The sequence below is a fragment of the Hymenobacter sp. genome, from assembly GCF_036388155.1.
In the GTDB taxonomy this organism is placed as follows: Bacteria; Bacteroidota; Bacteroidia; order Cytophagales; family Hymenobacteraceae; genus Hymenobacter.
This window is the reverse complement of record NZ_DASVSI010000091.1, coordinates 33,746-44,393: the sequence shown is the minus strand read 5'-3', so window position 1 is coordinate 44,393 and position 10,648 is coordinate 33,746. Positions and strand designations below refer to the sequence as shown.

Below are 10,648 nucleotides of genomic sequence, written 5' to 3'. Positions count from 1 at the left end.
CAACCGTGAGGACGAAGCGGGCGAGATGCCTCGGCTGCGCTCGGCATGACGGTCTGGTCGGGTACCGAAAACCGACAACCGACAACCAATAACGAACAACCAACAACTAACCTTCCATGCCACTGCTATCCACTCCCACCGGCGACTTGTACTATGCGCTCAGCGGCCCGGCGGGGGCGCCGGTGGTGGTGCTGTCCAACTCCTTGGGCACCAACCACACCATGTGGGACGCCCAGCTGCTGGCGCTGGCGGCTCACTTCCAGGTGCTGTGCTACGACACTCGGGGGCACGGCCGCAGCTCGGTGTCGCCGGGGCCCTACTCGGTGGCCCAGCTGGGGCAGGACGTCCTGGCCCTGCTCGACGGGCTGGGCATCCGGCAGGCTCATTTCTGCGGGCTCTCCTTGGGCGGCCTTACCGGGCAATGGCTGGGCATTCACGCCCCCGAGCGGCTCCACAAGCTGGTGCTGAGCAACACGGCCGCCAAAATCGGCACGGCCGAAACCTGGAACGCCCGCATTGCCCAAGTGGAAGCAGAAGGCTTGGGCGGGCTAGTCGATGCCACGGCCGGCCGCTGGTTCACCCCAAAGTTCCGGCAGAGCCAGCCCGCCGCCGTGCAACGCGTCCTGAGCTGCTTTAGCGCCACGTCGGCGGCCGGCTACGTGGCCTGCTGCGCGGCCGTGCGCGACGCCGATTTCTGGCAAGCGGTGCGCCGCATTTCGGTGCCCACCTACGTGCTGGCCGGCACCCACGACTGCGTGACGACCGTGGCCGATGGCGAGTTTCTGGAAACGCACATCCCCCACGCGCACCTGCTGCCCCTGCCCGCCGCCCACCTCGCCAACGTGGAGGCCGCGCCCATGTTCACCGGCGCGCTGTTGCGCTTTTTTCTGCATTAAGCCATTGATTATCAGAATTAATAACAAAAAAAGGCCGTCATGCTGAGCTTGTCGAAGCATCTCTACCGCAGCAGTAAACAAAGTCATTGCAACGAAGCGGTAGAGATGCTTCGACAAGCTCAGCATGACGGCCTAGCAAGCAGCAAAGCGGCCCACTAACCCTACCCTCCCTCCCATGAACCAGGACGAAACTTACGAGGCCGGCATGACGGTGCGCCGCCAGGTGCTGGGCGATGCGCACGTTGACCGGACGGCTGGCAATGTCAACGCCTTCAACGGGGACTTTCAGCACTTCATCACCCGCTACGCCTGGGGCGAAGTCTGGACCCGGCCGGAGCTGGCCCGGCGCGAGCGCAGCCTCATTACCCTCGCCATGCTCATCGCCCTCAATCGCGAAGAAGAATTCCGGATGCACGTGCGGGCGGCCTTGCACAACGGCGTCACGGTGGCCGAAATCAAGGAAGTGCTGCTGCAAAGCGGCATCTACTGCGGGCTGCCAGCGGCCAATGGGGCCTACCACGCGGCCGAGCGGGTGTTTGTGGAATTGGGAATTGATTTTAAGTGAGCGCTCGAACATGAAAACTTCCACTTCGCAGCCCCGACGCACGCAGGTCGGCATTATTGGGGCGGGGCCGGCCGGGCTGCTTTTGTCGCAGCTGCTGCACCAGCAGGGCATCTCGTCGGTGGTGCTGGAAAACCGCAGCCGCCAGCGCGTCGAAACCCGGCAGCGCGCCGGCTTGCTCGAACAAAACACCGTGGACCTGCTGCGCGAAGCCGGCGCCGCTGCCCGCCTCGACCGCCAGGGCCTGGTGCACGACGGCGTGCTGCTGAGCTACAACGGCCAGCGCCACCGCGTGGCCCTCGCCGAGCTCACGGGCGGCGCCCACGTCACCATCTACGCCCAGCCCGAAGTCATCAAAGACCTCATTGCCCGGCGGCTGGACACCGGGGGCACCATCTTGTTTGAGGCCGACGCCACCCGGATTGAGGGCCTGGAAACCGACTCACCCACTATTCATTATACCTATCAGGGCGAGGCGCTGGCGCTGGAATGCGACTTCGTGGCCGGCTGCGACGGCTTCCACGGCATTGCGCGGCAGGCGGCGCCGGCGGGCTTTTTCAAGACCTACGACAAGGTGTACCCCTACTGCTGGCTGGGCATCCTGGCGCGCGTGGCCCCGAGCACCGACGAGCTGATTTACGCCTTCCACGAGCGCGGCTTCGCCCTGCACAGCATGCGTTCCAGCGAAATCAGCCGCCTCTACGTGCAGTGCGACCCTGCCGACACCGTGGACGACTGGCCCGACGCCCGCATCTGGGCCGAGCTGCACCAGCGGCTGGGCACCGCGGGCTGGACCTTGCAAGAAGGCCCCATCCTTGAAAAAACCATCACCCCCATGCGCTCCTTCGTGACCGAGCCCATGCAGTACGAGCGCCTGTTCTTGGCCGGCGACGCGGCCCACATCGTGCCGCCCACCGGCGGCAAGGGCCTCAACATGGCCGTGGCCGACACCAAAAACCTGTTCGACGCCCTGCGCGCCCACTACCAGGACGGGGACGATGCCTTGCTGCGCGGCTACTCGGCCGCCTGCATGCGCCGGGTGTGGCGGGTGCAGGAATTCTCCAACTACATGACCGAAATGCTGCACCTGCTGCCCGGCAAGCCGGCTTTCGACCAATACCTGCAGCAGTCCCGCTTCGACCTGCTCACGACCTGCGAAGCCGCCTCCCGGGTGCTCGCGGAAAACTACGTGGGCATGGCCTCGCACCGGGCGAGCGAAGGGGTAGCCCTCGCGTGAACCTCACCCCCTAGCCCCCTCTCCAAAAAAGAGGGGGAACTAGTTTTTAGCCTTAGCTCTAAAATTTAGTCTAATTCTAGAGCTAGTTCCCCCTCTTTTTTGGAGAGGGGGCTAGGGGGTGAGGTTCACGCGTAAGGCGACCCGCTAGAAGAATAACATCAAAACCCACCCCATGAAAACGGTACCTCAACTTACCCTCGCCGAAGCCGCCGCCCTGGTGAAAGACGGCGACACGCTGCTCCAGGGCGGTTTCGGGATGACGGGCAACCCCGTGCACCTCATGCACGCCCTGGCCGAAACCGCCACCCGAAACCTCACCTTCATCGGCAACAACGTGGGCGAGCCGGGCATTGGGGGAGGGCGGCTGCTGCGCAACGGGCAAATCCGGAAAATGGTGGGCTCATTCTTCACCAGCAACCCCGACGCCGTGAAGGCGGCCCAGTCCGGCGCGGTGGAGTACGAGCTGCTGCCGCAGGGCTCGCTGGCGGAGGCCATTCGGGCCGGCGGAGCGGGTATTGGCGGGTTCTACACGCCCACGGCGGCCGGCACGCTCATTGCCGAAGGCCAGGAAACCAAGCTGCTCGATGGCGTGGAGCAGGTGTTTGTGAAGGGCATCCGGGGCAACGTGGCGTTCATCCGGGCCTGGCGAGCCGACACGGCCGGCAACCTTACCTACCGCCTCACCGAGCAGAATTTCAACCGTGCCATGGCCACGGCGGCCGACCTCGTGGTGGCCGAAGTAGAGGAAATTGTGCCCGTGGGCGCGCTGGACCCCAACCAGATTCACACGCCCGGCTGCTTCGTCGACTACCTCGTGCTGGCCCACCTCACCGCAGAAGACTTGGGCTCTTCCGCCGCCGTGGGCACGGCCAAGCGCGTAGACGAGCCGCGCCTGAACATGGCCCGCCGCGCCCTGGCCGAGCTGCGCCCCGGCGACGTCGTGAACCTGGGCATCGGCATTCCCACGCTGGTGGCCGACCTCATCACGCCCGCCCACGGCCTCCTGCTGCACACCGAAAACGGCATGCTGGGCGTGGGCCCCGCCCCGGCCGACGGCGGGGGCGCGATGCATTACCCGGTGAACGCCGGCAAGATTCCGGTCACGGCCCTGCCCGGCAGCAGCTACTTCGACAGCGCCGAGTCGTTCGGCATGATACGCGGCCGGCACGTCGACGCCGCCATCATGGGCGGCCTGGAGGTGGACGAAGCCGCTAACCTGGCCAACTGGGCCGTGCCCGGCAAGCCCCTGCTGGGCGTGGGCGGGGCCATGGACCTGGCCTCGGGCGCCAAAAAACTCATCATCACCCTCACCCACACCAACCCCGACGGCAGCTCCAAAATCGTCCCGGCCTGCGCCCTGCCGGTCACGGCCTACGGCGCCGTCGACCTGGTGATTACCGAGCTGGCTGTCTTCGCCTACGAACAAGGCCGGCTAATTTTAACTGAGCTGATGCCCGGCGCAACGCTCGAAGAGGTGCGGGCCAAGACCAGCGCCCACTTCGAAGAGCTGCTTCGTGAATCGGTTCTCACGCCCTCTGTGGCCTAGCATCATGGCCAAACGCGCCCACCACTACCGCCTCCGCCTCGAACACCTGGCTCCGGCCGCGCCTGAGCAGCCCACCCACGCCCCGCTGGAGCTAAACTTCGACAACCACGACGACATCTTTCAAATCATTGAGCGCCTGGAAGGCCGTCAGCTTTTCGCCACGCCGGGCCAGGCCACCGAGTTCGCCATCGGCCTGAAGCTCTTTGGCGAAGTGATGCTCAAAAACCGTGAGCACCCGCTCTTCGCGGAGTTCCGGCCAGCTTTCAGCGAATTCATGAAGCAGCTTAAAAACGGAGGAAAACCGGCGTCAGAGTAGTCAACGCCTCAAACAGAACGGTCATGCTGAGCTTGTCGAAGCATCTCTACCGCAATACTAACTAAACGAAGCGGGCGAGATGCTTCGGCTGCGCTCAGCATGACCGGTCTACATTCGGTATGACAACTTGAGCGGCGTGTTCAATACCAAAACAGGCCACGTAACGTCCTTCTAGTCCCTTCCCCATGAACCAAGCTTATCTAGTGGATGGCATCCGCACGCCGATTGGCAACTTTGGCGGCAGCCTGGCCCCGGTACGGCCCGACGACATGGCGGCCCTGGTGCTGCAAGAGTTGCTGCGCCGCAACCCCACGGCTGACCCGGCTGCGGTGGCCGACGTAATCTTGGGCTGCGCCAACCAGGCCGGCGAAGACAACCGCAACGTGGCGCGCATGGCCCTGCTCCTGGCCGGCCTGCCCCCTTCCGTCCCCGGCGAAACCGTGAATCGGCTTTGCGCCTCGGGCCTTTCGGCCAGCATGGCGGCGGCCCGCGCCATTCAGTGCGGCGACGGCGACCTGTTTATTTCTGGGGGCGTGGAAAACATGACCCGGGGGCCGCTGGTCATTTCCAAGGCCAGCGCCGCCTTTGGGCGCGACTCCCAAATGGCCGATTCCAGCTTCGGGTGGCGCTTCGTCAACCCCAGGATGGAGGAGCTCTACGGCACCGACGCCATGGGCGAAACCGCCGAAAACCTGGCCGAGCGCGACCGCATCAGCCGCGAAGACCAGGACCGGTTTGCGTACGACTCGCACCAGCGGGCCGCCCGGGCCCGCGACTCCGGCCGCTTTGCCGAGGAAATCGTGGCCGTGCCCATTCCGCAGCGCAAGGGCGAGCCCGTGTTGTTCGAGCACGACGAGTTCATCAAAGCCAACACCACCCTGGACGGCCTGGCCAAGCTGCGGCCGGCTTTCCGCAAAACCGGCAGCGTGACCGCCGGCAACTCCTCGGGCCTGAACGACGGCGCGGCGGCCCTGCTGCTGGCCTCGGAAGCAGGCCTCAAAACGCACGGCCTCACGCCCCGCGCCCGCATCGTGAGCATGGGCGTGGCGGGCGTCGAGCCGCGCTTCATGGGCATCGGGCCGGTGCCGGCCACGCAGCTGGCCTTGAAGAAGGCCGGCCTAACGCTCGACCAGGTTGACCTGATTGAGTTCAACGAAGCCTTTGCGGCGCAGGCGTTGGCCTGCATCCGCGGGCTGGGATTGAGCGGCGACGACCCGCGCATCAACCCCAACGGCGGGGCCACCGCGCTGGGCCACCCGCTGGGCATGAGCGGCGCCCGCATCCTGAACACCGCCGCTCTGGAGCTGCACAAGCAACAGAAGCGCTACGCGCTGGTGACGATGTGCGTTGGCGTGGGGCAAGGCTACGCCGTGATTATTGAGCGGGTGTAGCGCGTAATTTCAGTTTCTGTACACCCGTTTTCCTTCCTCCTGTCATCCTGTACGCAGCGAAGGACCGTATTTCGTGAGAACGTCTTGAGCCATCCAGCTCGTCGCCAACGTGGGAAGGTCCTTCGCTGCGCGGACGCCAGATGAGGATGAGGGGATGGGTGAAGTACTCATACAGAAACCATTGCTGCTAGTTGCGTGCGTATGAAAGTGGAACAAGTACCCTTGCTGACTGCGGCGGGCCTCGCGGCGCACCACTTCCTAGCCGTGTCCGAATGGCAGCCCGAAAACCTGCCCATTCACGACATTTTCCACGTCAACCGGTTGGAGCAGTACATCGACCACATGCTGTTTCCGCTGCCGCCGCATCGCAAGACGGTGCACGACTTCATCTTCCTCACCGGCGGCAGCACCGGCCGCAGCAAGGGGCTGGATGGCTTTCTGGTGGAGGAAAATACGTTTTTCTTTTTGCCCGCCTACCACATCACGACGCACGAGTTCATGAGCGCCGACGTGACGGGCTTTTATTGCCATTTCGACCTCGACTTGGTGTTCCGGAACTTCGTGCCGCTGCACGTGCTGCAAGCGCTGCCGTTTCTGCAGTTTACGGGCAACCCGCTGGTGCACGTATCGGCCGCCACCCGAACCACCGCCCTGGCCATCCTGGACCGCCTCGAAGCCGAATACCACAGCGACGCGCCCGACAAGCTGGACATCATCCGGGCCTACTTGCTGGCTTTGTTTGCCGAGCTGAAGCGCCACGCCAACCCCGCGGAAAAGCCGGTGCTGAACTCCGCCGGCCGCATTCTGGAGCTGTACAAAAATGCGCTAACCCAGCACATCTACGAGATGCAAACCGTGGCCGCCTACGCCGGCCACCTGGCCGTGTCGCCCAACCACCTCAACAAGTGCGTAAAGGCCATCACCGGCAAGTCGGCCCAAAGCATCCTCGATGACATGCTCGTGCTCGAAACCAAAACCCTGCTCAAACAGACCGACTTGACCATCAACGAGATAAGCTACAAGCTCGGCAAGAGCGACCAAAGCAGCTTCAGCCGCTTTTTCCGAAGCCAGACCGGCAGCACGCCCAAGGAGTACAAAAGGAGTTGAAGGAGCTGGAAAAGCAGATTTTTTGAGGAGCATTGATGCGCGTGACAATTTGTAAGATGGGCTTGGTCTGGTTAGTTGGAAGCGCGTAGCCCCCATCAAAAAAGCCGCCTCATTGCTGAGGCGGCTTTATGTTTTATTAGGGAATGGCCGTGGCCAATAACGCCTACAGCTTCACCGTGGCGGGTGCTTTCACGGCGGGCTTCACAGCGGCCGTTTTGGTGTCTTTTTTCATGCAACAGGCACCGCCGGCCATGCTCTTGGAAGTCGAGCAAGACTCTTTCTTACCTTTTTTGCCGTCTTTGTCGTGGCCGTCGTGGGCAAAAGCGGTGGTGCCAGCGAAGGCAAACAGGGCGAGGGCGAGCAGGGATTTTTTCATGATAAATGCAGGTATGAGGAGGATAGACCGCGGAAATGGGCCCGTTAGTTGGCCCTAATATACAGCAGAGTCACCGCTTGTTAGCGGCAAGGAGCGGGCTATTTCACTTTCTGCTCCAGCAGGGCGATGACTTCTGCGCTGCCATTTTCCCGGGCCAGGGCGAGAGCGTCTTTGCCGTCGTCGTCCTTGGCCCGCACATCGGCGCCGCTGGCCAGCAGCAGCTCCACCATGGCCTTGTTGCCTTTGCCGGCGGCGGCCATCAGGGCCGTGGCTTTGAAGCCGTCGGGCTGGTTTACCAGGGCCTTGTGCCGGAGAAGCAGCTTCACCAGGTCGAGGCTGTTGTTGGAAGCGGCCGTGATGAGGTAGGTCGTCGGGAAGCCGGGCACCACTTCAATGGCGGCGTTGGGGTTGGCGCCGGCGCTGAGCAGCGTTTCGGCAGCGGCGGCATTGTTTTTCAGGACGGCTTTCGACAAGTCGCGGCTAGGCGTTTGGGCGTGGGCAGCGCAGATGAGGCAGTAGAGGGCAGCAGTAAAGAATAGAGCTCTTTTCATAAGGGAAACCAATTCTTTTTGGTGAAATAAACCATAAAGATGGGCGGCTTCCGACCTGCTTCCACGCCGATAAACGACCTCCTACTATAATTAGTAGTCCGTGTAAAAAAAGTAATACGGCCGGGCCCGACCGCCGCGGTGTTGCACCCGTCGTGACGCAACCGATGAGCGAGCCGCCGAAACAATTGCCGAAATCGAAGCGTTGCTGATACCTGCGACACCCCAGGGCCCGGAGCCGTTCCGAAAGCCAGACTACGTCGCCGAATTGATGATGCAGACGCCCGCGTCTGCGAGCGCCTTTCCATGTCCCTTCGCCGTATTGCCCAACTTACCCTGCTCGTGCTGGGCCTGCTCACCGCGTTGAGCGGGTACTTTGTCGCCCAGCTGCGTTTCAACTACAATTTCAACGATTTCTACCCCGCCGGCGACCCCGACCTGGACTACTACCAGGGCTACACCCAACGCTTCGGCAACGACAACGACTACCTGCTGCTGGGCGTGGAAGCGCCGCCCGGCAAAACCGCCTTCGACCCTGCCTTTCTCAGGCAAATAGATTCGCTCACGCAGCTGGCGCGCCGCCAGCGCCACGTGTTGCAAGTCGCCTCCCCCACCACCCTGGCCAACACCGTGGTCGAGGGCCTGGGCGTTTTCAGCCTGCCCTACCTGCACGCCGACCAATACCAGAGCAACCCCACCCAACGCGCCGACGACTCCACGCTGATATACCGCACCCCCGGCCTGGTGGGCAACGTGTTCAGCCCCGATGCGCGGGCGGTGGCCCTGGTGCTGCAGCTCACCCCCGACCTAAAGAAGCCGCCCGGCGACTCCCTCTTTGCGGCCCTGCACGCCGGCCTGGCCCGCCTGGGCTTGCCCGAAGAGCGGGTGCATTTTGCCGGCAAAGTGGTGGCCCAGTCCGTGTTTGTCGACCGCCTGAAATGGGAGCTGGTCGTGTTCATGTCTTTGTCGGTGCTGCTGGTCACGGGGCTCTTGTGGCTCACGTTTCGCACGTGGTGGGGCGTGGTGCTGCCGCTCATTGTGGTGCTGGGCACCATTCTGTGGGGCCTGGGGCTGATGTCGGCCTTTGGGGTGAGCATTGATTTGATGACGGCCTTGCTCCCGCTCATGCTCTTTGTGGTGGGCATGTCCGACACCATCCACATCATCAGCCGCTACGTGAGCGAGTTGGGCTACGGCGCCAGCAAACGAGACGCGCTGCGCGTCACCATTAAGGAGTCGGGGTTTGGCTCGGGGCTGTCGGCGCTTACCACCAGCCTGGGCTTTTTCACGCTGATGACCAGCACCATCCGGCCCATTCACAACTTCGGCCTGTTCACCGGCATTGCCGTCATCCTGGCGTTTGTGCTCAGCTTCACGCTGCTGCCGGCCATGCTGGTGCTGCTGGGCAAGCCCCAGCTGCGCGAGCCGCGGCGCCAGGGCCACAACTGGGACGGCGTGTTGGGCCGCTTGTTTCGCACGGTGCTGCTGCGCCGCCGGCTGATTTTCACCGTCAGCGGGCTGGTGCTGGCCACGGCCATTGGGCTGAGCACGCGGGTACGCATCAACTCGTCCCTGCTCGATGATTTGTCGAAAAGCGACCCCGTGCGGCAGGATTTCGCCTTTTTCGACCGTCAGTTTGCCGGCGTGCGCCCCTTCGAGCTGGAGCTGAAGCCGGCGCCCGGCCGCGACATCTACGACCTGGCCGTGCTCCGGGAAACCGAGCGCATCGAGAAGTATTTACAGGACACCTACGGCCTGCGCTTTGCCGCCTCGCCCGTCACGTTGGTGAAGTCGGTGCGCAAGGCCCTAAACGGCGGCGGACTGGCCGAGTACCGCCTGCCCGCCGACACCGTCGAACTAGCGCGCCTGCGCAGCAAGCTGCGCCTGTTCCGCAAAAAAGCCGAGTTCAGCGCCCTGGCCCTGCCCGATGGCTCGGCCGGGCGGCTCACCGGCCGCATGGCCGACGTGGGCAGCGTCCGGGCCGACGCTTTGAACGCCGAACTGCGCCGCCATTTGCGCAGCACCGTCGACAGCACGGTGCTCACCACGCGACTCACGGGCTCGTCCAACCTCATCGACAAAAATAACGAAAACCTGACCCTGAACATGATTCAGGGCATGGCCATCGACGTGCTCATGGTCACGCTCATCGTGCTGGCCCTGTTCAAGTCGGTGCGCATGACCATCGTCGTGCTCATCCCCAACTTGCTGCCCATCATCATTGTGGCGGGCGTGATGGGCCTGGCTGGCGTCAACATGAAAGTGAGCACCAGCATCATCTTCACCATTGCCTTTGGCATTGCCGTCGACGACACCATTCACTTCATCAGCAAGCTGCGCCTCACCCTGGGCAAAGAGCCCGACATTTTCAAGGCCGTCCGGCGCACGTATTTGCTGGCCGGCAAGGCCGTCATCACCACCTCCCTCATCTTGGTGGGCGGCTTCAGCACGCTGCTGTTCTCCAAGTTCGACGGCACTTTTTACGTGGGCTTGCTCATTGGCCTGACCCTGCTGTTCGGCGTAGTGGCCGAGCTCACGCTGCTCCCGCTGCTGATTCTGTACTTCTACAAGCGCAAGCCCGTGCCCGCCACGGTGCCCGTGTTGGAACAGCCTTGAACCACTCCCAGCACCGGCAAGGGGACCGCCTTCGTTGGTTAGCACCCTCGAAT

Annotated in this window: 10 protein-coding genes; 8 read left to right on the top strand and 2 right to left on the bottom strand. The window is 63.3% G+C overall.

From position 1 onward, the window contains the following. Window positions 1-116: 116 nt before the first annotated feature. The 7 genes from pcaD (at window position 117) to VF629_RS12645 (ending at window position 7,055) form a co-directional block, all read left to right on the top strand. Window positions 117-896: a 3-oxoadipate enol-lactonase gene (pcaD, locus tag VF629_RS12675; protein WP_331058857.1), complete on the top strand. Its 780-nt coding sequence runs from the start codon at window positions 117-119 to the stop codon at window positions 894-896. 175 nt (window positions 897-1,071) lie between these two features. Next, a complete protein-coding gene (gene pcaC / locus VF629_RS12670) occupies window positions 1,072-1,461 on the top strand; it encodes a 4-carboxymuconolactone decarboxylase (RefSeq protein WP_331058856.1) in 390 nt (129 codons plus the stop codon). 10 nt (window positions 1,462-1,471) lie between these two features. Beyond that, entirely contained in the window at window positions 1,472-2,695 is a 1,224-nt protein-coding gene (locus VF629_RS12665) for a 4-hydroxybenzoate 3-monooxygenase (protein ID WP_331058855.1), read from the top strand. Between the two features lie 172 nt (window positions 2,696-2,867). Next, window positions 2,868-4,241, top strand: coding sequence for a 3-oxoacid CoA-transferase (locus tag VF629_RS12660; protein WP_331058854.1), 1,374 nt, complete (start codon window positions 2,868-2,870; stop codon window positions 4,239-4,241). Between the two features lie 4 nt (window positions 4,242-4,245). Further along, window positions 4,246-4,557 (top strand): DUF3861 domain-containing protein, encoded by a 312-nt coding sequence (locus VF629_RS12655; RefSeq protein WP_331058853.1) that lies wholly within the window; start codon window positions 4,246-4,248, stop codon window positions 4,555-4,557. A gap of 185 nt (window positions 4,558-4,742) precedes the next feature. Next, window positions 4,743-5,948 carry a 3-oxoadipyl-CoA thiolase gene (pcaF, locus tag VF629_RS12650; RefSeq protein WP_331058852.1) on the top strand — a complete coding sequence of 402 codons (1,206 nt, stop codon included), beginning with the start codon at window positions 4,743-4,745 and terminating at the stop codon, window positions 5,946-5,948. A 201-nt stretch (window positions 5,949-6,149) separates the two neighbouring features. After that, window positions 6,150-7,055, top strand: a complete 906-nt coding sequence (locus VF629_RS12645; protein ID WP_331058851.1) for a helix-turn-helix transcriptional regulator — start codon at window positions 6,150-6,152, stop codon at window positions 7,053-7,055. 163 nt (window positions 7,056-7,218) lie between these two features. Here the strand turns inward: VF629_RS12645 and VF629_RS12640 are convergent, their stop codons facing one another. Both VF629_RS12640 and VF629_RS12635 read right to left on the bottom strand, forming a co-directional pair. Further along, complete coding sequence (locus VF629_RS12640) at window positions 7,219-7,431, bottom strand: hypothetical protein (protein WP_331058850.1); 213 nt, start codon at window positions 7,429-7,431, stop codon at window positions 7,219-7,221. 98 nt (window positions 7,432-7,529) lie between these two features. After that, entirely contained in the window at window positions 7,530-7,982 is a 453-nt protein-coding gene (locus tag VF629_RS12635; RefSeq protein WP_331058849.1) for an ankyrin repeat domain-containing protein, read from the bottom strand. A 303-nt stretch (window positions 7,983-8,285) separates the two neighbouring features. Here VF629_RS12635 and VF629_RS12630 point away from each other — a divergent pair, with 303 nt between their 5' ends. Continuing rightward, on the top strand, window positions 8,286-10,595 hold the full coding sequence (locus tag VF629_RS12630) for an efflux RND transporter permease subunit (RefSeq protein ID WP_331058848.1): 2,310 nt from the start codon (window positions 8,286-8,288) through the stop codon (window positions 10,593-10,595). The last annotated feature ends 53 nt before the right edge of the window (window positions 10,596-10,648 follow it).

Excerpts from the sequence above, each read along its gene's own strand:
- pcaD (WP_331058857.1), top strand. The coding sequence starts at position 117 with ATGCCACTGCTATCCACTCCCACCGGCGACTTGTACTATGCGCTCAGC.
- pcaC (WP_331058856.1), top strand. The coding sequence starts at position 1,072 with ATGAACCAGGACGAAACTTACGAGGCCGGCATGACGGTGCGCCGCCAG.
- VF629_RS12665 (WP_331058855.1), top strand. The coding sequence starts at position 1,472 with ATGAAAACTTCCACTTCGCAGCCCCGACGCACGCAGGTCGGCATTATT.
- VF629_RS12660 (WP_331058854.1), top strand. The coding sequence starts at position 2,868 with ATGAAAACGGTACCTCAACTTACCCTCGCCGAAGCCGCCGCCCTGGTG.
- VF629_RS12655 (WP_331058853.1), top strand. The coding sequence starts at position 4,246 with ATGGCCAAACGCGCCCACCACTACCGCCTCCGCCTCGAACACCTGGCT.
- pcaF (WP_331058852.1), top strand. The coding sequence starts at position 4,743 with ATGAACCAAGCTTATCTAGTGGATGGCATCCGCACGCCGATTGGCAAC.
- VF629_RS12645 (WP_331058851.1), top strand. The coding sequence starts at position 6,150 with ATGAAAGTGGAACAAGTACCCTTGCTGACTGCGGCGGGCCTCGCGGCG.
- VF629_RS12640 (WP_331058850.1), bottom strand. The coding sequence starts at position 7,431 with ATGAAAAAATCCCTGCTCGCCCTCGCCCTGTTTGCCTTCGCTGGCACC.
- VF629_RS12635 (WP_331058849.1), bottom strand. The coding sequence starts at position 7,982 with ATGAAAAGAGCTCTATTCTTTACTGCTGCCCTCTACTGCCTCATCTGC.
- VF629_RS12630 (WP_331058848.1), top strand. The coding sequence starts at position 8,286 with ATGTCCCTTCGCCGTATTGCCCAACTTACCCTGCTCGTGCTGGGCCTG.